Origin of the sequence: Paludibaculum fermentans (assembly GCF_015277775.1) — a bacterium.
GTDB classification, from domain to species: domain Bacteria; phylum Acidobacteriota; class Terriglobia; order Bryobacterales; family Bryobacteraceae; genus Paludibaculum; species Paludibaculum fermentans.
In genome coordinates this window covers 2912132-2933106 of sequence record NZ_CP063849.1, presented here as the reverse complement: position 1 = coordinate 2933106, position 20975 = coordinate 2912132, and the positions used below count along the sequence as shown (strand labels likewise).

19 protein-coding genes are annotated in these 20975 nt (G+C 63.1%); 10 read left to right on the top strand and 9 right to left on the bottom strand.

Annotated features, from left to right (window positions below):
- Positions 1-27: 27 nt before the first annotated feature.
- Positions 28-750, top strand: coding sequence for a zinc-binding dehydrogenase (locus tag IRI77_RS11490; protein ID WP_194452202.1), 723 nt, complete (start codon positions 28-30; stop codon positions 748-750).
- A gap of 134 nt (positions 751-884) precedes the next feature.
- Here IRI77_RS11490 and IRI77_RS11485 read toward each other — a convergent pair whose 3' ends face one another.
- From IRI77_RS11485 to IRI77_RS11455, 7 genes are all read right to left on the bottom strand, one after another.
- The gene (locus IRI77_RS11485) at positions 885-2459 is read right to left on the bottom strand and encodes a glycoside hydrolase family 27 protein (protein WP_194452201.1); all 1575 of its coding nucleotides are present in this window, start codon (positions 2457-2459) and stop codon (positions 885-887) included.
- Positions 2460-2472: 13 nt separating this feature from the next.
- Positions 2473-2817, bottom strand: coding sequence for a hypothetical protein (locus IRI77_RS11480; protein ID WP_194452200.1), 345 nt, complete (start codon positions 2815-2817; stop codon positions 2473-2475).
- 165 nt (positions 2818-2982) lie between these two features.
- Positions 2983-4461, bottom strand: a complete 1479-nt coding sequence (locus IRI77_RS11475; protein WP_194452199.1) for an efflux transporter outer membrane subunit — start codon at positions 4459-4461, stop codon at positions 2983-2985.
- Entirely contained in the window at positions 4458-5573 is a 1116-nt protein-coding gene (locus IRI77_RS11470; protein WP_194452198.1) for an HlyD family secretion protein, read from the bottom strand. The genes IRI77_RS11475 and IRI77_RS11470 overlap by 4 nt, the downstream gene beginning before the upstream one ends.
- Positions 5570-6301 carry an ABC transporter ATP-binding protein gene (locus IRI77_RS11465; protein WP_194452197.1) on the bottom strand — a complete coding sequence of 244 codons (732 nt, stop codon included), beginning with the start codon at positions 6299-6301 and terminating at the stop codon, positions 5570-5572. Before IRI77_RS11465 ends, IRI77_RS11470 begins: the two co-directional genes overlap by 4 nt.
- A gap of 2 nt (positions 6302-6303) precedes the next feature.
- Positions 6304-7455 carry an ABC transporter permease gene (locus IRI77_RS11460; protein WP_194452196.1) on the bottom strand — a complete coding sequence of 384 codons (1152 nt, stop codon included), beginning with the start codon at positions 7453-7455 and terminating at the stop codon, positions 6304-6306.
- Between the two features lie 102 nt (positions 7456-7557).
- Positions 7558-8016, bottom strand: coding sequence for a MarR family winged helix-turn-helix transcriptional regulator (locus IRI77_RS11455; protein WP_194452195.1), 459 nt, complete (start codon positions 8014-8016; stop codon positions 7558-7560).
- A 449-nt stretch (positions 8017-8465) separates the two neighbouring features.
- Here IRI77_RS11455 and IRI77_RS11450 point away from each other — a divergent pair, with 449 nt between their 5' ends.
- The 3 genes from IRI77_RS11450 to IRI77_RS11440 all read left to right on the top strand — a co-directional run bounded on the left by IRI77_RS11450 (position 8466) and on the right by IRI77_RS11440 (position 11869).
- Complete coding sequence (locus IRI77_RS11450; protein WP_194452194.1) at positions 8466-10076, top strand: tetratricopeptide repeat protein; 1611 nt, start codon at positions 8466-8468, stop codon at positions 10074-10076.
- Between the two features lie 132 nt (positions 10077-10208).
- The gene (locus IRI77_RS11445; RefSeq protein ID WP_194452193.1) at positions 10209-11225 is read left to right on the top strand and encodes an alcohol dehydrogenase; all 1017 of its coding nucleotides are present in this window, start codon (positions 10209-10211) and stop codon (positions 11223-11225) included.
- A gap of 167 nt (positions 11226-11392) precedes the next feature.
- Positions 11393-11869, top strand: coding sequence for a DinB family protein (locus tag IRI77_RS11440; RefSeq protein ID WP_194452192.1), 477 nt, complete (start codon positions 11393-11395; stop codon positions 11867-11869).
- 48 nt (positions 11870-11917) lie between these two features.
- Here IRI77_RS11440 and IRI77_RS11435 read toward each other — a convergent pair whose 3' ends face one another.
- Positions 11918-12415, bottom strand: a complete 498-nt coding sequence (locus IRI77_RS11435) for a PEP-CTERM sorting domain-containing protein (RefSeq protein WP_194452191.1) — start codon at positions 12413-12415, stop codon at positions 11918-11920.
- Between the two features lie 1148 nt (positions 12416-13563).
- Between IRI77_RS11435 and IRI77_RS11430 the strand changes: the two genes are divergently transcribed.
- Positions 13564-14370 (top strand): hypothetical protein, encoded by an 807-nt coding sequence (locus tag IRI77_RS11430; RefSeq protein ID WP_194452190.1) that lies wholly within the window; start codon positions 13564-13566, stop codon positions 14368-14370.
- 87 nt (positions 14371-14457) lie between these two features.
- On the opposite strand, the gene IRI77_RS11425 is transcribed toward IRI77_RS11430, so the two are convergent.
- Positions 14458-15414 carry a rhodanese-like domain-containing protein gene (locus tag IRI77_RS11425; RefSeq protein ID WP_194452189.1) on the bottom strand — a complete coding sequence of 319 codons (957 nt, stop codon included), beginning with the start codon at positions 15412-15414 and terminating at the stop codon, positions 14458-14460.
- A 248-nt stretch (positions 15415-15662) separates the two neighbouring features.
- Between IRI77_RS11425 and IRI77_RS11420 the strand changes: the two genes are divergently transcribed.
- From IRI77_RS11420 to IRI77_RS11400, 5 genes are all read left to right on the top strand, one after another.
- Positions 15663-16499, top strand: coding sequence for a helix-turn-helix domain-containing protein (locus IRI77_RS11420; protein WP_194452188.1), 837 nt, complete (start codon positions 15663-15665; stop codon positions 16497-16499).
- 495 nt (positions 16500-16994) lie between these two features.
- Positions 16995-17432 (top strand): hypothetical protein, encoded by a 438-nt coding sequence (locus IRI77_RS11415; RefSeq protein ID WP_194452187.1) that lies wholly within the window; start codon positions 16995-16997, stop codon positions 17430-17432.
- A gap of 19 nt (positions 17433-17451) precedes the next feature.
- A complete protein-coding gene (locus tag IRI77_RS11410; RefSeq protein WP_194452186.1) occupies positions 17452-18192 on the top strand; it encodes a ferredoxin--NADP reductase in 741 nt (246 codons plus the stop codon).
- 105 nt (positions 18193-18297) lie between these two features.
- A complete protein-coding gene (locus tag IRI77_RS11405; protein WP_407674113.1) occupies positions 18298-19662 on the top strand; it encodes a cytochrome B6 in 1365 nt (454 codons plus the stop codon).
- Positions 19663-19823: 161 nt separating this feature from the next.
- Positions 19824-20975 carry an MBL fold metallo-hydrolase gene (locus IRI77_RS11400; RefSeq protein ID WP_194452185.1) on the top strand — a complete coding sequence of 384 codons (1152 nt, stop codon included), beginning with the start codon at positions 19824-19826 and terminating at the stop codon, positions 20973-20975.

The following is a 20975-nucleotide window of genomic DNA, read 5'->3' as shown; positions in this document are numbered from 1 at the left end:
TCCGAATCTGATTGGGGGAGTCGGCCGGTGCCGGACGACTCCCCTTTTCTGATCCTGCCGTCTCCTCCGCTGGTCGCCTCGCACCTTACCCGTTTTGCCCCGCCCCAGTCCCAGAGCGTAAGCGACGGGCTCAACCCTGCTCCGCAACAAAGCCAGGCCGGCCGGAGCGACTGCCGCGAGTTCAGCCGCGGAATCCACCCCGCACCAGGCCCCGAATCCATCCGTCGAATCAGCCCGCCCGACTCGGTTCCTGTCGCCGTCACGACCTTCCCTTCGGTGTGCAATACCGGAGCGCGGCCTTCCGATCCCGTCCGCATCGCCCGCGGGGCGGACACAGAGAAGTTCACGCGGGAATTGGGCGCGCGTCACTACATCGACAGCACCACCTCCGATGTGTCCGCCGCCCTCCAGAAACTCGGGGGAGCCCGCGTGATTCTGGCCACGGTGACCGACGCCGATGCCATGTCCGCCGCGATGGGCGGCCTCGGGTACAAGGGTGAATTTGTGATCCTCGGTGTGCCCGGCAAGCCGGTCCAGGCCGCCGTGCTCGGCCTCGTCCTGCAGCGCCAGTCGATTCGCGGTTGGCCCACTGGTACGTCGATCGACTCTGAAGACACGCTCAAGTTCAGTGAGATCAGCGGCGTGCTCCCGTTGATCGAAAAGTATCCGCTGGAGCAGACCTCGGACGCCGACGACCGCATAATCAGTGGCTACGCGCGCTTCCGGGTATTCCGGGAAACGGAGTTCTGATCCAGAAATAGAGGGACGGGCCGGTCAGGCCCAGTGCAGGGCGCACTGCTGGTAGGGTGCGGCTCGCTCCCCCCAGCAGCGCTTCCGCCGGCCTCTCTCTCAACGTGGCTCTTCCATGCCTATGCGTGCGTGAGTCAGGGCGCGATGCGAATGAGCACCGTCCCATGCGATCGCACAGTGGCCGTGAATTGTTCGGTGATTTGACCCAGGTCCTCGTGCCTCCACACGTCACGCAAGTGCCTTGGCCTGTTCCGATCAAGGTCGCTCCATCGCACCGAGACTTCGGCGTCCTCCTGGCCACGATTGAACAGAGCGATTGCATACGCCCCGCCTGCTAGCGGCCTGGACCAGACCTCTGTATCGCCGTCCTTGCGCAGTCTCCTGGCCGGCTGACCCAGGCTGTCCTGGTTGATCGCGATTACTTCGCGATTCAGCAGAATCTCTTTGGTCTCGGACGACATGTTGCGCACGTCATTCCCCGCGATGAGCGGCGCGGCGAGCATCGCCCACAGGCTGAAGTGGGTTCGGTACTCCAGCGTCGTCATATGCGTGTTACCGACTTCGAGCATGTCGGGATCGTTCCAATGCCCCGGTCCGCCGAAGGCAGCCAGTGCGCTTTGCGAGAATCCAATCTCCGCCATGGATGTCCAGCGGTCCTGGATGTCCATCGTCGTCCGCCACAGGTTTGCGCCCACGGATGGACCCCACTTCTGCACTTCCGCCAGCCCATACTGGCAGAGGCCATATACCATCGGGCGGCCTGTGGCGCGGAGGGCCTCACCCATCTTCTGGTACACAGCCCGCATATCTTCGTTCTTCCAGATCCGTGAGGCGCTGCACCAGTCGTACTTGAGATAATCAATACCCCAGGTGGCCCAGGTTCTGGCATCGAGCTCCTCGTGAGCATAGCTGCCCTCGAAGCCGCCGCAAGTCCGAGGTCCCGGAGAAGAATAGATCCCCAGCTTCAGCCCCTTGGAATGCACGTAGTCGGCGAGAGCCTTCATGTCGGGGAAGCCGGAATTCGGCTGCAGAACGCCGCTCTCGTCCCGTTTCCCCTGCCAGCCATCGTCGATATTCACGTAGGTGTAGCCGGCATCCCCCATCCCACTGGCCACCATGGCGTCCGCTACCGAGCGGATCGTTTTATCGTCGATCTTCGCTCCAAACTTGTTCCAACTGCTCCAGCCCATGGGTGGTGTTGGCGAGAGGCCGTTCCGCGGAAGTTCTGTGATAGAGGGCAGGGCAATCTTGGGGAGGGAATTGTAATCGATGCCAGGCGCCCGGTTGGATGGCGTGGGCGTTCCCCGGCGCGCAGTCACCGTGGCGCTTCCGAACGGTGCACCCTGAGGACCGCCGCCCGGCCCGCCCTGGGCCATGCCCGGAGGCGGCGCCGGCATGGCCAGTTCCACCTCCAAGGCATCCCCTGCGATTTTGCCTTTCACCACCCGCTTCTGCACGTTTCCGAAGAATTCCGTTTCGACAGTCATCTCGAAGCGGTCGCCTTCCAGTTTTCCTCCGGTAATCGGGAAGTCGCCGAAGGGCATCCGCTGCGTTCCGGTGATCCTGCCCTTTTCGACCTTCAACTCATAGACGATTTCCATTTCGCCCATGGGGCTGTTCTGCTTGGCGACCCATGTTCCCGAGATGTCTTTGTTCTGCGCGCCAAGAGAGATCCAGGCTGCCAGCAATACTGTGATCGCTGTCCTCATGATGGGCCCCCAGTTACGGCTTGACGCGCTTCGCCACCATTTCCATGCTGTTGTCGCCCACCTCCACCTTTAGCTTCATCTCATCGCCCGAAACGGTCCCCTTGTGCACGACCTTCATCTGATCGGTTTCGATGGCGAAGCTGATGCGATCGCCGTCGATTGTGCCGTCGGTGATCTTCATCTCGCCCATCTCTCCGGAGGCCTTCCCCGTGATCTTGTTCCCGTCCACCTTCAGGTCGAACGTGAGCTGCATCGACCCGTTGGGGCCTTCCATGGTTGCCTTCCATTTACCGGCGACATCGGCCGCAAAAGCTGAGACCGCCATCGTGAGCATCAGAATGACCGCTGTGATTCGCATTGTTTTCTTCCTTTCGATCGGTGTCACATAACAGGAAAACCGGCATTCGTGGTGACTCCTGCGGTCACCGCGTTATCTTTCCGTGAGTTGCTTCAATGCCCTGGCGGGCGATGCGGACGAGGGGCCACGGGCCCTGCGGGACTCAGCCCGGTGAATCTTGGATGGTTATCGGCTGACGTCTTGTCTCCTTCCAATCCGGCTGTCGGCCACGGGATCGTTCTGTTCCCAACCTCCGCCAAGCGCCTTGTAGACAGACACGAGATCAATATTCACCGCCGCCCTGCTCTGAACCACAGAATCCTCCGCGGTGTTTAACGAGCGCTGCGCGTCCAATACATCGAGAAAGTTCGTGAGCCCGTGCGTATAGCGATTCAACGCCAGTGTTGCCGCCTTTTGCAACTGACTCACCTGTTGCTCCAATGCGGCCAGCCGCTGCTGGTCCGCCCGATGCGAGGTAAGGGCATTCTCGACATCCTGGAACGCGGTCAATACTGACTTTTGGTACGTCAGATACTGCTGGTCGCGCCTGGCCTCGTATGTTCGGATGTTGGCTTTGGTCGCGGGGTAGTTGAGCAGCCCCCACTTGATCTGGGGACCTAGTGTGTAGAACCGGGCCGCCGCGTTCGCGAGATGCAGGGCGTCGCCCGTCTGGCCTCCATACTGCGCCGTCAGGCTGATGGACGGAAAGAGGCTTGCCACCTGAACGCCCACTCTCGCAGTGGCCGCGGCAAGGTTCCGCTCTGCCTGCCGGATGTCGGGACGCCGGCGTAACAGGTCCGAGGGTAATCCCACCGGGATCTCGCTCGGTGAGGCTGGAATACCGCCTGCCTCGTTCAGTTCGGGTGTGAGAGTGGCCGGATTCTCGCCCAGGAGGACAGAAATTGCGTGGATCATCTGGGCAGCGCTCGCCTCCAGAGTCGGAATCGACGCCTGAGTCTGCGAAAGGCTGGCCGCCGCATTGGCTACGTCCAGATCGGTCACCAGGCCGGCTTTGTAGCGCACTTCGGTGATCCTCAGGGTATCCTTGCGCGTGGCTTCTGTTCGCCGCGCCACAGCCAGTTGCTCCTGGTACTGGCGGAGCTGCAGATAGTCCCTCGAGACTTCGGCCACGGCGCTTACCAGCGTGTTGCGCAAGCTGTCCTCATACGATTGCGCGTCCGCGCTTGCTGCCTCGATCTGGTGCCTGACGCCGCCAAAGAGGTCCAGCTCATAGCTTGCGTCCAGATACGATTGGTAAGAACTGTACGTCGTGGGGATCAGCGTCCCTCCGCCGAGTTTCGGAATCTGCGGATTGTCCGAGCTCGTCCGGCTGCGCGAGTAGTTGAAGTTCGCATTGCCGGCGGGCAGTCGCTTGCTGGCCTGCGTGTTCTTGAATGTTGCGCGTGCCTCCAGCAGACGCGCCTTCGCCACCTTCACATCGAGGTTGCTGCCGATTGCGCGCTCAACCAGCGAAGAGAGCTTCTGGTCATGAAACGTCCGCCACCAGTCGGCCAGTGCTGCCACGTCCGCCGCGGGCTTCTGCCCTTGCATCTCCGAGAATGCTTCCGGGGTCTTCACGACGGGAGCGCGATACTTCGGTCCCACGGCGCATCCCGCCAGCAGGAAGAGAGCCGCGACCGCCGGAACCGCATACCGCCGCGTCATGGCCTGCCTCCCGTCACTGGACCATTGCTCTGCGACTGCCGCGCGCCGGGGTCGGGCAGCGGCTTTGCCTGGATGTACACATCCATCTGCTGTCCTGCATACAGACGGAAGGCCTCGGGTTGCCGGAGCGAATAGACCACCTGCAACACGCGCGTATCCACGCGCTCAGTCGCCGCGCCAGTCAGCGATTTCTTGGGCACCACATAGGGCTCGACACGAACAAAAGTCAGCGGCACCTTGAGATCCGCCCGTCCGCGCGGATAGGCGGCCGCCGGTTGTCCGCGTTCCACACGCCACGCGTCCTGTTCATCTACGTCCACCCGGACATTCAGGACGACGTTGTTGCCCACCAGCATTAGCGCATCGTCGGTCTGGCCGGCGGGTGCGTACTCACCGGCGTGGATCTTCAACTGCATCACTTCCCCATCGAGCGGCGACCGTACGGTCAGTCGCTCCAACTCCTCCTGGGCTTGCATCACCTGCGCACGGGCCTGCTCCACCGCAGCCTGCTGCACACGGATCTCGGGGGCCCATGTGCCTCTCTTCAACCGATCCAATTCCGCCTGCTGGTAAGCGGATGCCGCCTCGCGCTGCCTCACCGCGTTCCGTGCCTGATTCACTTCATCCAGGCTGACGGCGCGGTTGTCATCTCCATAGGCAGACTCTCGTAGTGCCAACTGAGTGCGGGCGTCGTCCAGTTGAGCCTTGCTCTGCGCCACCTGTTGCTCCTGCTTGGTGATCTCTTCCTGACGATTGCCCGCGCGCAACTTCTCGAGCGTCGCCGCGGCCGATTCCACCGCCGCCTGGTAGCGCGCGATCTCAGCCCGCTTAGGCCCCTCGTCCAGTTGCCACAGGGGTTGGCCCTTGCGAACGGCGTCGCCGACTTTCACAAACACCCGCGCCACCAGGCCGCCGCTCGAACTGCCCACCTTGACGTTTTCAGTCGATGCCTCGATGAGGCCGGCGCCCGACACGTAAGCTGGAAACGGTGCCTGGGACGGCTCGGCCACGGGCTTCGCCTTCATGGGCGGCTTGGACGTCGCCCTGACCATGAACAGGCCCAGGGCCAGCCCTGCCAAGGCCAAAACCGGAAGTGCATATTTGCGAATCATTGAACCCTCTCCGACGCCAGAAACTCCTGGTGTGAGTTGAAAACCCTCTGGACCCTGCCATCGTCCATCTGCGCGATGCGATCGGCATACCGATAAATGCGGCTGTCATGCGTCACAATGATGAGCGCCCGCCCTTCGCCCGTTGCCACTGACCGCAGCAGTTCCACGACATGCTGTCCGGTGATGTGGTCCAACGCGCTGGTCGGCTCGTCGCAAACGATCAGGTTGGGACCATGGACGATCGCCCGCGCGATGGCCACCCGCTGTTGCTGTCCGCCGGACAGGCTCGCCGGCCGGGCGTCCGTGCGGTCGCCCAACTCCACTTTCTTGAGTGCTTCGTCCGCTTTGCGCAGAGCCTCCCCATATCCGGCACCGTTCAGCAGCAGGGGGATGGCGACGTTTTCACGCAGCGACAAGGATCCGATCAGGTTGAACTGCTGGAACACAAATCCGATGTGTTCGCCCCGGTAACGCGTGCGTTTGCGGTCACTCAGGGCGTTGAGGTTCCTCCCGAACACGAGGCACTCGCCTTCGCTCGGATCCAGGACGCCCGCCACCGTCGAGATCAACGTCGTCTTGCCGCAGCCCGACGGACCAACCAGCATCATTACCTCACCCTGCCGCACGTCAAGGTCGACTCCGCGCAACGCCTGCACTTCGGCGGTTCCGGCGCCGAATACCTTCTTTAGCCCGCGGCACATCACCGCATTTTCGCCATTTGTTTCCATGACTAGCCTCTGAACACGATGCCCGGCTCCAGCCGGATCACCTTCCTCAAACTCACGGCCGCGGCAATCGTCACGATTCCGACAACCACAACTCCGGTTGCTACCAGCACGTACCAGGGCAGTGTGAAGCTGATCATGCTGTCCTGCATTGCCAGCCCCATCAGGCACGCAAGCCCCGTGCCGGTCCCGAATCCGAGCGCGCCCACCAGTGCCGCCTGCATCAGGATCATTGAGAGCAGAGTGCCGTTACCCGCGCCCATGGCCTTCAACGCGCCAAAGTGGCGAAGATTGTCCATCGTGAAGTTGTAAAAGGTCTGCCCGGCGATGAGCGTTCCGATCAGGAAGGCGATGAATGCCGACAGTCCGAAATTGATCACAATGCTGGTTTCGGTGATGAAGTAGTTCAGGGTCTTGGCAATGAACTGGTCGGAGGTGTAGGCGGCCAGTCCAGTCACGCGGCCCACCCGTGCTGCCACCGCCTCGGCCGACTGTCCTCTTTGAGGCGCCGCCAATATATAGGACAGGTTCTTCCGCTGCGCCGGCACAATGGACAACGCCCGGTTGTAGGTCGTGTAAACGACAGGCATCGATTGGAAGCCGCGCTCCACCTCGCAGAAACCGGCCACGATTACCCGGTGATCGTTGAGTTCGAGCGTCTCTCCGGCTTTCAGCGGCGTCTTCGTGCCATCTTTGTTGACATGAGCTAGCTTGTCCATTGCGCTCATCACATCGACAACCACTGCCTCGCCCTGCCGGAGGTCACTCAGTTTGCCTTCGACCATGCGCGCAGGACCGCCAATGAATGTCGTATCGTCGAGTCCGTACAACGCCACACCGACGTTCGTTCCGTCCTCCAGCTTTGCCTGAACGCTGCCCTTGTATAACTGGACGGCCCAGGCAACGCCCTCGACGCTACGCACCCGCCCCAACTGACCATCCGTCATCGGTTGGGAGTCATCGATGTAACGCACCTTCTGGTCCATCACCCAGATGTCCGCGTTCACGGCGCTGATGCCCGAATACATCTGCTGCATGATGCCGGCGAACATGGCCAGTTGTTGAACCAGCAGGAGGGATGCGAACATCACGCCGGCGACGATGCCGAAGTACTTTCCGGTGTCGCCCATCAACATATGCAGCGCGATTCTTCTCATCAGGTCTCCATGTCTTCACCATTCTGAAATTATTGCACCGTGCAAGTAATTGGATGCTCCCACCTCGGGAGCATTCCCGGCCGTTGTTTGTTCGTCTTCGCCCTAGATCTGGCGGCTGAGCTTGCCCAGCAGCTCGAGGAGGATCTCACGCTCGCCGTTGCTCAGGGGCTCGAGCATCCGTTCCGCTACCTGTAGCTGCGAGCTCAGGAAACGATCGTGCATCAGTCTGCCCTTGGGGGCCTGCTGGACGACCACGATGCGCCGGTCTTCTGTCGAACGGGCCCTTTGGACTAACTCCTTGGTTTCCATGCGGTCGATGATCCTGGTAACCGTGCTCAGCGGGGCCGGCAAGGCAGCCGCGAGATCGGTCATGATCATCTCGCCCCGCTCCCCGAGCAGAAACAGGACTCTGATTTCCCTAGGCGACAGCTCGACATCCGGCAGCGGGTGGCCGTCCAATAGCTCCATCGGAGGCTCCAACAGCTTCGCCAGGCAGGCTTGTAATGTCCGCGCCTGACGCTTTACCTTGGAGTCGGCCTTCCCTGTCTCAGTTCGTGCCACTAGTTGCATTCTGCAATCATTAAGGTTCAGAGTCAACCGGCCTTCTGCAAGGATTTGTAAAGCGCCGATTCCGTATGCAAGCAGAAGGTTGATAGGCTCCGGGACAGACGAACGCACCCGGCGCGCCGCCAGCGTTCCAGGATTGCTGGTAACTGCCGCCACCCGCCAGAAGCAGGATGCGCGGAGATTTCACGCGATGGCGAGAACGTGGGTGGCGGGAAAAGGGGGGCGCCCAAGCCGCAAATTACGGTAGATTATTATGCCTGGAGGGCAATTGGGATACCTGAGTGAAAATCCTTGCGGCCGGAGTCTTGCTCCGCCGCAGGCGACCGAGGCCCAGATCGGCCCGCTGGAGTTTACACCCTATTTGGGGGCAGGCTGCCAACCCCTCGCCGCCGCAAGATGAATCCGCTTCCACGGTTGCTGCCGTATCTCAAGAGGAAATTCGCATGACCTGGTCATCACTGCTTCTCTCCACCATCCTGCTCGGCTCCGCCGTACTCTCTGCCCAGCACGCCCATCCGGCCGCGCCTCCCGGCGAGAAACCGGTCGAACTCCTGGGCCACCTCGGACCGTACTCCCACCGCATTGCCACCGCCAATTCGGATGCCCAGAAGTTCTTCGACCAGGGTCTCAACCTGATGTACGGCTTCAACCGTTATGAGGCGCTGCGCTCCTTCCGCAAGGCCGCCGAACTCGACCCCCGGGCGCCCATGCCGCTGTGGGGCATCGCCATGGCCCTCGGCCCCCACATCAATATGGATATGGACGCCGACACCAATTTGAAGGATGGTTGCGCCGCACTCTCCACGGCCGCCACCCTGGCCGCCTCTCCTTACGAGAAAGACTATCTGTCCGCGGCGGCCAGCCGATGTCCGGACTACGAGCCCGACCGGGCGATCGATGCGTTCCGAAAACTGCACGAGCAGTACCCCGACGATCCCGACGCGGCTGCCCTCTACGCGGAGAGCGTCATGGTCAAATTCCGCTGGAATTGGTGGCGCGCCGATGGTACGCCGGCGGACGGAATGGCCCGGGCCGTCGAAGTGCTGGAGCAGGTGATGCGCCGCAACCCGAACCATCCTGGAGCGAATCACTTCTACATCCACGCGGTGGAGATGTCCCCTTCACCGGAGCGCGCCGTGCCCTCCGCCCAGCGCCTGATGGCCATCATGCCCGCCGCCGGCCACATGGTCCATATGCCCGGCCACATCTGGGTCATCCTCGGTGAATGGGAAACCGCGGCCGATGTGAACGAGCGTGCGGCCCAGGTCGACCGGGAATACTTCGCCCGCACCGGGGTCCAGAGCGGTTACCTCGGCTACTATCTCCACAACCTGCACTTCATTGCCTATGCCCGGGGCATGCAGGGGAGCGCCCAGCAGGCCATCAACGCCGCGGACCTGATGGTGAAGGAGTCCGCCCCCATGGTGGAATCCATGCCCGAGATGCTGGACGCGTTTGCGCCCTACGCCATCTTCATGCGGCTCCGTTTCCAGCGGTGGGACGACCTGCTGACACTCCCCAAGCCACCGGCGAAACTGCTGGCGACCACTGCGCTCTGGCACTGGGCCCGGGCTCTGTCCTTCTCAAGCAAGGGCGACAAGCCGGCAGCGGCCCGCGAAGCCGCGCTGTTCCAGGACGCACGCGCCAAGGTCCCGCCGCAGTGGCCCTGGATGACCAGCAAGTCTGTCAAAGTACTGGCGATGGCGGAGGCCATCCTGCAAGCCCGGTTCGCCGCGGACGCAGCCGCGGCCATCCCCCAATGGCGCAACGCGGTCGAACTGCAGGATGCCCTGAATTACGACGAGCCGCCCCCGTGGTACATGCCTCTCAGGGAATCGCTGGGCGCCGCCCTGCTGCGGTCAGGCGATGCGGCCGCAGCCGAAGCCGTCTTCCGGGAAGGCGCCCGCCGCTCCGTCCGCAACGGCCGCATGTTGTTCGGCCTGATGAAATCCCTGGAAGCCCAGCAGAAACTGGAAGCAGCCGAATTCGTCCGCCGCGAATACGAGCGCGAATGGAAAGCCCCGGCTCCGGCCATCCAACTGGGGCAGATGTAGCGCCCGCAACCAGTCGCCTCGCCTCAAGGCCGATTTCCTGTCGCCAATCACCACACCCGCGCATCCAACCTCTCAACGAAATCTGGGATGCTTCGCCGTGCGCAAAGCAACCCAGTGGAAGGAATCGTACGAATGAAAGCAAGATACGTAGAGGTGCAGAATGCTGGCGGGCCCCTCACCGTAGTCAGCCGGGAAGTGCCGGATCCGGCGGCCCGCGAGGTGAGGGTGCGCGTCCAGGCGTGTGGCGTCTGTCACAGCGATGCCCTGACGGTCGGCGGCCTGCTGCCCACGATCAAATACCCTCGCGTGCCCGGCCACGAGATCGTGGGTGTCGTCGACGCCGTTGGCCCGGACGTGCCCCAGTGGAGCATCGGTCAACGCGTCGGCATCGGCTGGTATGGCGGCCATTGCGGACGCTGTGAACCCTGCCGGCGCGGCGACCATGTCGCCTGCCAGAATGCCTCGATCCCGGGCCTCACCTACGACGGCGGCTATGCCGACTATGTTGTAGCGCCCGCCGAAGCGCTCGCGGCGATCCCCGATTCCCTGGCCAGCGCCGAGGCTGCCCCGCTGCTCTGTGCGGGCATCACAACCTTCAATTCACTGCGCAACACCGGAGCGCGGCCTCCTGATACCGTCGCCATCCTGGGCATGGGCGGCTTGGGCCACCTGGGTGTCCAGTTCGCCGCGAAGATGGGCTTCAACACCGTCGCCATTGCCCGCGGAGCGGACAAAGAGAAGTTCGCTCGCGAATTGGGCGCGCGTCACTACATCGACAGCACTACCTCCGATGTGTCCGCGGCCCTCCAGAAACTCGGGGGCGCCCGCGTGATTCTGGCTACGGTGACCGACGCCGATGCCATGTCCGCCGCGATGGGCGGCCTCGGGTACAAGGGTGAATTTGTGATCCTCGGCGTGCCCGGCAAGCCGGTCCAGGCCTCTGTGCTCGGTCTCGTCCTGCAGCGCCAGTCGATTCGCGGTTGGCCCAGCGGCACGTCCATCGACTCTGAAGACACGCTCAAGTTCAGTGAGATTAGCGGCGTGCTGCCGTTGATCGAAAAGTATCCGCTGGAGAAGGCCTCGGCGGCCTACGACCGCATGATGAGCGGCAAGGCGCGCTTCCGGGTCGTCCTGGAAACCGGCTCCTGATCCGGGCGTAGGGGGGCCGAACCCATCGAACCTGTCGCGCCCGGTACTGCTGGTCCGGGGGAGGCACTCTCCTCTCCCGGCCTTGCTCCCAGCGACACGCGAAAACACCGGCGTGGCGGCGCGGCGTGAGGTTCGGACCTCACTCCCCCAATCTGCGAAACTGAGCCATGGGCCACCAGGACAATTCCTCCCTCCGCGCGCATCTCGACAACCTGCTGCGAATGGAAGGCGCGCACCTCTCCTTCGAGGACGCGTTGGCTGACTTTCCCTCGGCCCTGCGCGGGGTAAAGCCGCCAGGTGCACCTCATTCGGCCTGGGAACTGCTCGAGCATTTACGCCTCGCGCAGGAAGATATTCTCGACTTCAGCCGCAATCCCGCGTATGTCGACAGGACGTTCCCCGATGACTATTGGCCGGCGAGCGCGGAACCACCCAGCGACGAGGCGTGGCAGCGATCGGTAAGCCAGTTTCAGCAGGACCTGGCGGAGATGCGCGCGCTCATAGCGGATGCCGCGCACGACCTCTACGCACCTTTGCCCCACGGCACAGGCCAGACCCTGCTGCGGGAAGCCTTGCTGGTGGCGGACCACAACTCATACCACCTGGGACAACTGGTCTTTCTCCGCAAATTACTGGAAGGCTGACAGCCGGTGGCCGGCTTCTCGCGGCTGCACGGCCCCTGCCTCATTCAGCTACGCGCGACGGCGGCGGAGAAGAGCCAGGACGCCGATGCCGGAGAGGATCAGCAGGTTGGTGGAGGGCTCGGGGACTTCCGCCAGGGAGAAAGCCCTGTCGCTGCCGCGGACGAATGTGCCCGACACGCTGCCGGCGCTCAAGCTTTCCTGGTAAGTTGCGTTGTCCCCGCCGGTTCCGGCCACCAACCCAAGGAGGTTAAAGAAGGTGGGCCCGTTGCTCCACGGGGAGAACCAGTAAGTAGTGGCCGCGGTAGCGGCGAACGGAGAAAGGTTCGCCGAGAATTGGTAAACGGTGACGGCTTCCGCTCCGAAAAACCCGGTCCCGAGATTCTGCACCGTCACGTCAGCCAGATTCAGCGTGGTGTTGGAAAGCTGTGCTCCAGGTACTCCGGCAGCGTCGGCGTAAAACGACACCTGCCAGGAGGATGTATTCGGAGTTCCGTTTGCGAGGGCAGAATCGAGGTAGATGCCATACCAGGTTGCCTGGCCTATCACGGCCGAGGATGCCAGCGAAAAATTATCGTAAGTCCGCCATCCGTTGACCGCGGCGTCCACGTGGGATGTCCAGACGCTGCCCACATTGTTGCCCGAAGTCCAAACTAGGGGTTGTGTGTAAAGTGTGGCTCCCGAGGCGAAAGACACAGAGAGCAGACTGATAATAGTAAGGCTTCCCAGTTGCATGGTGAGAAAGACTATCACAAGACTTGCGGATTGTGCAAATAGTTTCTCTGCTGTCCAAAACAAGTTGAGAGTGAATGTTTCAGGCATGCCACGTCATCTGTCTGTTTGGACACTGCCTCCGAAGTTTGCTCACACAAGATGCACTGACAAGATTCCTCATGCCAGGTCCAACCGCCAGTTGGCGATGACGGAGGCTGTGTCGAGCAATTGTTGGGCAGGTAATAGGCGTCAACTGGCCGCAGGCGAACTAGGCGCGCTCATGTTTCTTGGTTTCGTCGTGGAGAATTACAAATCCAAGGCCGGTAGCGATATCGCAAGCCGCAACGCGCACCAGCTAAATGGAGACGGCCCCCGATAACACGGAACGGCCCGCCAAGGACTCTTCGTTAGATTGCCGTTTGGGTTCGGTCCGTGAGCCTTCAAGGGACAAGGGACCGCCGTAATTATATTTTCCCCATTTCTCCAGTAGTAGGACCGGCTTCCCACCCCAATTGATGGCGGTCACCAACCCGAGTTAATTCAGCGCGATTCAGACCAACGAGAACATTCCTTGGACCACGAATCCGGTAATCGCCCCCAGGACTAACTGGATGCTGGGCCTCAGTGAGAGCGCCACGACGCAGAGAGTGACCCTCGCGACTCTCAAGGTTCGCCGGGCCGCCCAAGCGCATGGAGTCGCAAACGTGAGTCAGTGCATAACTCGCGGAAAGTCCCCACCAACCCGGCCGCACGGCCCCTGTGTCCACAAAGCGGCGATCCGTGTTCCGAGCCGCGACTGGAAGCAGCGGGGAGACAACAAACAGCCGCCACCCAACGGCCGAGCGAGCCAGCCTCCCCATCCGAGCGTGTTCAGCCAAGTCCACAACCGATCCCGGGCGCATCCTCCGCCGCTCCACCACCAACCCCTCCTGCGCCGCCCCGTGACAACGCGTAGAATGATCAGAACACCCTGGAGGGACCACATGCCCAAGAATCCGTGGATGCACAAGCTCTGCGCAGCCTGCCTCTGGACCGGCGCCCTGGCCAGTGGCGGCACGCTCTACCAATACGAAAGCTTCTCCTACCCGTCCGGCTCGAGCCTCTTCCTGCAGAACGGCGGCTCCGGCTGGTCCGGAACCTGGGGCACGCCCGGCGGCCTCGACGCAACCATTGGAGCCGCTTCGCTCACCTCCGGAGCCTTGGCGGTCTCCGGCGGCTCACTCTCCACGCCCGGCTCGCAACCGCCCAATCAGGGTTCGTCGGTCGCCACCTGGGTCCGCTACCTGGGCACGCAACAAGGCGCCGACAACACCACGGTCTACCTCAGCTTTCTGCTGCGGCCCGATGCCGGCTTCGGCTACTACGGCGGCCTGAACATCGGCTCGGTATTCGCCGGCCTGTCCGGCAACCAGTCCTTCTACGGCCTGGAAGGCCCGGTCAACGACCTCAGCCTCTCGTCCGTGCCCGTGGTCGCCGGGCAGACTGTTCTCTTCGTCCTCAGGGCCGACTTCCATCCTGGCAACGATTCCCTCTCGTTGTACCTGAATCCCACCCCGGGTCTACCGGAACCAGGCGTCGCGGACGCAACGAAAACAAACCTGGACGTGGGCCTGATCGACTTTCTGACGATCAACAACTACGGCGGCTTCACAATGGATGAGCTCCGCATCGGCTCGACCTTCGAATCCGTGACGCCCACCGGAATTCCCGAGCCGTCCTACGCAGCGGGCGTCGCCTTGGCCGCGGCCCTGCTGGCGTGGGCGCACCGCAAGCGCCACCCCCGCGTCTAAATCGCTCACATCCGTCCCAAACCGCACGAAAACCGCAATCCATAGCCAGCTCCCGCGTGGCCGGAATTTGGCGTACCTTCCCCTCGCCTACCTCGCCACTTCCACCGGAAACCCCAGCTCCGTCCACAGTGGGAACCCGCCCTCCAGCGGCCGGACCAGCCGCACCCCTCTCCGCTGCAGCCGGATCGCCGCCGCCGCCGCACTGGACACCTCATTCGGGCACGAGCAATAGAGAATCATCTCTGCTTCCGGGAAAGCCGGTACAAACGCGTCCAACTCCTCCTCTGTCAGCACAAAGGACCCGGGAATCCGCCCGGCCTCCCACTCGAATGAATTCCGCAGGTCGACAATCGTCACCGCTTCGCCCAACTCCAGTCGTCGTTTCAACTCCATCGGTGCAATCCGCGCCACCCGCAGTGCACGGTGCACCCGTCTTCTCTCGAAGTACTTAAATAGGAGATACACCACGAGCGCGCCTGCCGCGGCGAGGCCCACCCATCCGCCCAGCCGCTCCGTCTGGAAGGCAATCGCATCCATCTGGCCGCGAAAGCACCAGCCGGCCAACAGAAAGACTCCAGCCCATAACCCCGCACCCGCGCCATCCATGGCGAGGAACCACCCAATACCCAGCCCATACACGCCCGCCATCGGAGGAGCCACCGTCCCCAATCCCGGCACAAACTTGGCGAACAGCAGCCAGCGTGTCCCGTGTTTGGAATACGCCAGGTTGGTCCGCCGCACGCACGCATCCGGCTCCAGCGAGATCCTGCACAGCAGTCGCAGCACCGGCAGCCCGCGCGTCTTTCCCAGGTAATACCAGAGCGAATCCCCAATCAGCGAAGCTCCCACCGCCAGCAGCCACGCCGCCGCCAGGTTCAGTTCGCCCAATCCGGCCAGGGCGCCGGCGGCCAGCAGCAGCGGAGCGGCCGGCAAGGGCAACCCGAGCTGCTCCAGCAGAACGCACCCGAACAGCGCGGCGTAACCGTAATGCCCGAGAAACGCGACCATTCCACTCATGCCGTCCACCCCCGCTCGCTGGAACATCTTGCGTCATACCGGCCGGAACCGGCCTGCCGGCTTGCTTGTTTATTCTTGACCACGAATAGAAGATAGCCTGGGGATCCTTCCCAGGGCTTGAACACATCAGCTAAACTTCTTCGACAAAGCAGCTACAGTAAGAGCCGGAGGCCCCCCTGACCGCACCGCCCAACGACGCAGCCTACCGCTGGCTGAGCGAACCCCGCTGGTACCTCTGGGACGGTGGCTTTCTCCTCATCGGCCGCGCCCGGGGCGTGGTCCCGCCGCACGCGCACCACGCCATCCAGATCGTCATCTCGCTCGATGACCCCATCGCGGTAGCGGGCCGGGACGGGCAATGGCGCCAGGCGCACGGCATCATCGTCCAGCCCGACGCCGTCCACTCCTTCGACTGCAGCGGAGCCTTCGGCGCCATGCTCTTCGTCGATCCGGAAGCCAGCGAAGGAGCCTGGCTGCGCGCCGTGCTCACCGAGGACATCACCACTCTCTCCGAGGCCCGTCTCGCGGCCCCCGTATCAGAACTGCGCAGCTTCACGGATGTCCCCATGCCCCCCGCGGCAAACGGAGCCGCGAACGCAAGTGAGCGGATAACCCGCCGAAACGCTCCAACCCACCCAGCAGTGCGGCCCGCGACCCGCGCGTCTTCAGGGGAGCAACCCTGCCCACCCCCGGAAGCCTGCGCGCTCATCCGCCACTGCGCCCAAGCCCTAAGCTCCGGCCCCCCGCCGCGCCGCCGCCTGGACCCGCGGGTCACCAAAGTCTTGCACCACATCCAGGTCTCTGATGACCTGCGCATCTCCCTGGAGGCCGCCGCCGCGCTGGCCTTCCTCTCGCCCAGCCGGTTCGCCCACCTCTTCCGGCAGCAGGTGGGCCTTCCCTTCAGCCGCTACATGCTGTGGCGCAAGCTGACCCGCGCGATGCTGGCCATAGGCTCCCAGCGCACGATCGCGGACGCCGCCCAGGCCGCGGACTTCGCCGACGCCGCCCACCTGACGCGCACCTTCAATCAGATGGTGGGCATGGCCCCATCCGTCTTAATGCGCGGCACTTTCACCGAAATCCCCTCCCCGTTCAACACGACCCCGCAGTAGCCAACCCGCGGTCAATCCGAATCTGCTACAGCCGCTGATGGGGCAGCACTCATCTTGTGGGGCGGCATTCATGCTGCGCGGATCTTCAGCTCCGCCCCTTCCGCCCCGGAATCAGCAGTCGCGCGTGCAGCACCCCTCCAGCCTTCCAAGAACCTGCTTCCAACGAGGACCCCCCACTGGCGGCGCAGTTTGGTCACGTGACCATATGGCGTCATGACCAGTCCCCTCGCACGTCGGCCCACCGCAATCCAGGCCAACTCCGCGGCAATCGGGAGGCCTTCCACGAATAGCCGCCCGGATTGAATCTGGTCGATGTCGTCCCTCGCAATTGGGCAGTCGTCCCCCTACCCGCGAGCTGGGCCTCTACGTGCTCTGAGAGCAGGTAGTCCTCTCCGGAGACGGGGCGGTGCCCCCGCTCCGCGGACTGGCGCCGCAGCGGACCAGGCCGTCTCCGCGAGGCGTAATCCAACGTACGGAAAAGGAGGCAGATTCCGGATGAGCCGCTTGGCCACATTCTTCAAAGGGGCAGACAACGCGTTCGGGGTGTTCTTTCCGGAACGCCATGTACTGGCCGTTTTTCCGAACTTCGCTGATGCCAATGCCGCCCTGGCGGAGCTCCGTCTCGCCGGCCAGGTCGAGGAAGACGTCATCGCGGCAACCGGCGAAGAGGTGGTCCAGTTCGCCGAGGAACACCTGTACCAGGACGGTCTGTGGGGCTTGCTGATGACGGAACTGTCTCGAACCATCGGCACCGAGGCCGCCTACGCCGACAGGGATCTGGCCGCGGCGAAACGGGGCGAGGCGTTCGTCGCCGTACACTGTCCCACCGAGTCGAGGAAAGTCGAGGCTTGGAAAGTTCTCGAGACCCGGCGCCCGTTGGTCGCCCGCTACTACACCTCCAGCGGGATCGAACACATGGTGGGGGAGCTATGAACCGCGAAGTGGTGCCGGCATGAGCGCCGCTGCAGTCGCGCCCAGCCCTCTGTCCAAGCTGTTGAGCCGGCAGGAAGTCGCCGAGCGCACGCTGGCCCTCCGTTTTGAAAGGCCGTCGCACTGGTCCTTCCAGGCAGGCCAGTATCTGGACATGACTCTGATCGATCCCAAGCAAACGGATGGGGAAGGGAACACGCGAACATTCTCTATCGCGAGCAGCCCCCACGAGGCGAGCCTGATGATCGCTACACGCCTGCGGGATTCGGCCTTCAAACGCACGTTGCAGTCTCTACGGGTCGGTACGTCGGTTCATCTGACTGGTCCCGCGGGTGACCTGACACTCGACGGCGCCTCGCCGCGACCCGCCGTCCTTTTGGCGGGCGGCATCGGCATCACACCCTTCCGGAGCATGGTGCTGCGCGCGGCCGAAGAAGAACTCCCTCGCCGCATCTTCCTCTTCTATTCGAACCGACGGCCCGAGGACGCTCCCTTTCTCGAGGAACTCCAGGCGCTCGAGCGGGAAAATCCGAACTACAAACTGATTGCGACGATGACCGGAATGGCAAAATCGCAGCGGCGCTGGAACGGCGAAACCGGAAAAATTGACCGGGCGATGCTGTCCAGGTATCTCCGGAACGCCGTAGCCCCGCTCTACTACGTAGCCGGCCCGCCCCAAATGGTGCAGGCGCTCCACACGATGCTCAGTCAGGCCGGAATCCGCGAGGACGACATCCGCGCGGAGGAGTTTGCCGGGTATTGAAAGGCCTGCGGCGATGGCGCGCGAAGTGCATAAGGATCCGCGGGAGGTCCGATGACAACGATTCTTCGCAAACTCGAATGGGCGCTGTTGACCGCCGGCTTATTCATGACTGCCTGCTTGTTGCTGTCCGTTGGCACGCTGCGCGCGCAGGACGACGGCAAGAAACCTTCCAGTTACGCGCCGGTCGACATTCACGAGACTTTCTCGACCATCATGACCCGCATGGTCGCGGCCAAGCCCGAGATCATGCGGCGGCACCTGGCCCTACTCGAGCAGCGCTACGATCTCAGCAATCGCCCGGCCCAAGGCGTCCGCATGTCCGGAGGCAAGGCCGTGCAGCAGGGTGTGCGCGTCAAACTCGCCGCGGGCACAACCTGGGACCAGCTCTCCAAATTGACCCCGGACCAGATCAGGGAGCGCAGCCTCTACCCCGCCGGCTTTGAGCCTCTGCCTCATCCCAATCACCCTGAGGGCGGGATGATCTTCCCAAAGTTCGAAATCGATGAGGTGAAGAAGCAGGAGAGCCGGGACCTCACCCGCTTCGACCTGGATTACGACATTCCAGACCACTTCCTACCCGACTTTCCTCCACCCATCTTTCTGACCACCCGCACCGATCTGGGCGATGTCTCCAAAGGCAAGCTCATCACCATCGACAATTTCTATGAGGTGTTCAACGGACTCCTGAATCCCAAGCAGTTGGAGGGACTTCGCCTGCTGGTGACACCCTTCCCGCAGCAGCAGTTCAACGCCACCGAAGACCGCCGCTCTGAGCGTGTCAGCCGCGGCGTCACCTGCTTCGATTGCCATGCCAACGGCCACACCAACCGCGCCACGCATCTGGCCGGCGACGCGCGGCCGCAGGAGTTCCGGCATCGCATCAACACGCCGACCCTGCGCGGAGCCAATATTCAACGCCTCTTCGGTTCCCAGCGGGCGTTGAAGACCATCGAGGACTTCACCGAGTTTGAGCAGCGCGCCGCGTACTTTGACGGAGACCCGGTGATCGCGCAGAAGAAGGGCGTGAACATACTCGACCGCGGCAGCCAGGTCCATGCCATGGCGGAGTTTCAGGAGATTCTCGACTTCCCACCCGCGCCCAAACTCGGCGTCGACGGCAAGTTGAATCCGAAGAAGGCGGATGCGGCGGAACTGCGCGGCCAGGCCGTATTCTTTGGCAAGGGCCAGTGCGCCTCATGCCATCAGGCGCCCTATTACACCGACAACAGCATGCACAACCTCCAGACGGAGCGCTTCTTCAAGCCGCGCATGGTCAACAACATGATGTCCTACGGCGACGGGCCCATCAAGACGTTCCCGCTCCGCGGGGTGAAGGATTCACCGCCCTATCTGCATGACGGCCGGTTGCTGACCCTCGAAGATACAGTGGAGTTCTTCAATCTCGCCCTGGAGCTGCAACTGACCCCGGCCGAGAAATCGGACCTGGTCGCCTTCATGCGGGCGCTGTAGCACAACGCACTGCTCGTGGCGGGCGCCAGCGCCGCAAACGGCGGGGCCGTTCATTGGGCCGTCCCGCCCGCCGCCATTTGCCGTAGATTCACGGGAAAGCCGCACCGTCGTAACGCCAACGATACGCGCAACGCATAGACTGGTCACGACAGTCTAATCCCATGCACTCACGGCAGTCTTATCGCACGCCCCTCTTCGCCCTGGTCCTGCTCGCCTGCGCCGCCGCGCCCAGTACCCGCGCGCAAACCCAGCCCTTTCCGTTCGACCCCGCCGATCCCCGCGAATCCGTCGCCGATAACGCCCCCAAGCCGCCCTTCGTCTCTTCCGCCCGCCGCCTGCTCACGGCGCCGGAACTCAAGGACGCGCCCGACGAATGGATCGCCAACTCCCTCGACTGGGTCAACTTCATCCTCGCCAACTACCAGCCTTCTCTCGTCGAGACACCCGTCCGCCGCGCGGCCATGATCCGCCTCGACGACGTCCTCCACATCGAATCCGCGCCCCGCAAACCCATCGTCCAGCAATACTACAAGGCCCGCCTCGAAGCAGCCCTCCGCGAAATCGAAACCACCCGCGTCACCACCGGACTCCGCATCTGGAAGCTCTACAACCACGGCTTCCTCGTCCGCACCGCCAGCGTCTCCGTCGCCTTCGACATCGTGCCCGGCACTCGCGAACCCGGCTTTGCCATGCCCCAGGAATGGATCGACCGTCTCGCCGCCCAGGCCGACGCTCTCTTCATCAGCCACCAGCACGGCGACCATGCCAACCCCGACGTCGCGCGCGCCTTCCTCGCCCTCCACAAACCCGTCGTCGCCCCTGAAGACGTCTGGACCGCCGAACCCACCCTCGCCAAAGCCGTCACCCATCTCCCCCGCAATACCGGACCCGCGCAAACCCTCACCCTCGCCAATGGCCGCAGCCTCTCCGTCGTGCCCTATCCCGGCCACCAGGGCCCGCGCATCCTCGTCAACATCACCCTCGTCACCACACCCGAGGGCTTCACCCTCGTCCAGACCGGCGACCAATCCGGCTCCGAGGCCGCCGGCAGCGACTTCGACTGGATCGCCCAGATCGGCCGCGATCAAAAGGTCGACATCCTCATGCCCAACTGCTGGGCCAACGGCCTCGGCCGCATGGTCCGCGGCATCAATCCCGCCCTCGTCATCACCGGTCACGAGAACGAAATGGGACACAAGGTCGACCACCGCGAAGACTACACCCAGACCTACACGCGGCTCTTTCCCCTCCGTTATCCAGCCGTTGTCATGACCTGGGGCGAAAGCTTCTTCTATCAGCGTCCACTTCGCTAA

Coding starts and splice junctions, on each gene's coding strand:
- IRI77_RS11470 (WP_194452198.1), bottom strand. CDS start 5,573: ATGATTCGCAAATATGCACTTCCGGTTTTGGCCTTGGCAGGGCTGGCC.
- IRI77_RS11485 (WP_194452201.1), bottom strand. CDS start 2,459: ATGAGGACAGCGATCACAGTATTGCTGGCAGCCTGGATCTCTCTTGGC.
- IRI77_RS11475 (WP_194452199.1), bottom strand. CDS start 4,461: ATGACGCGGCGGTATGCGGTTCCGGCGGTCGCGGCTCTCTTCCTGCTG.
- IRI77_RS11405 (WP_407674113.1), top strand. CDS start 18,298: ATGACTGCCTGCTTGTTGCTGTCCGTTGGCACGCTGCGCGCGCAGGAC.
- IRI77_RS11445 (WP_194452193.1), top strand. CDS start 10,209: ATGAAAGCAAGATACGTAGAGGTGCAGAATGCTGGCGGGCCCCTCACC.
- IRI77_RS11415 (WP_194452187.1), top strand. CDS start 16,995: ATGAGCCGCTTGGCCACATTCTTCAAAGGGGCAGACAACGCGTTCGGG.
- IRI77_RS11425 (WP_194452189.1), bottom strand. CDS start 15,414: ATGTTCCAGCGAGCGGGGGTGGACGGCATGAGTGGAATGGTCGCGTTT.
- IRI77_RS11480 (WP_194452200.1), bottom strand. CDS start 2,817: ATGCGAATCACAGCGGTCATTCTGATGCTCACGATGGCGGTCTCAGCT.
- IRI77_RS11400 (WP_194452185.1), top strand. CDS start 19,824: ATGCACTCACGGCAGTCTTATCGCACGCCCCTCTTCGCCCTGGTCCTG.
- IRI77_RS11410 (WP_194452186.1), top strand. CDS start 17,452: ATGAGCGCCGCTGCAGTCGCGCCCAGCCCTCTGTCCAAGCTGTTGAGC.
- IRI77_RS11460 (WP_194452196.1), bottom strand. CDS start 7,455: ATGAGAAGAATCGCGCTGCATATGTTGATGGGCGACACCGGAAAGTAC.
- IRI77_RS11450 (WP_194452194.1), top strand. CDS start 8,466: ATGACCTGGTCATCACTGCTTCTCTCCACCATCCTGCTCGGCTCCGCC.
- IRI77_RS11430 (WP_194452190.1), top strand. CDS start 13,564: ATGCCCAAGAATCCGTGGATGCACAAGCTCTGCGCAGCCTGCCTCTGG.
- IRI77_RS11440 (WP_194452192.1), top strand. CDS start 11,393: ATGGGCCACCAGGACAATTCCTCCCTCCGCGCGCATCTCGACAACCTG.
- IRI77_RS11465 (WP_194452197.1), bottom strand. CDS start 6,301: ATGGAAACAAATGGCGAAAATGCGGTGATGTGCCGCGGGCTAAAGAAG.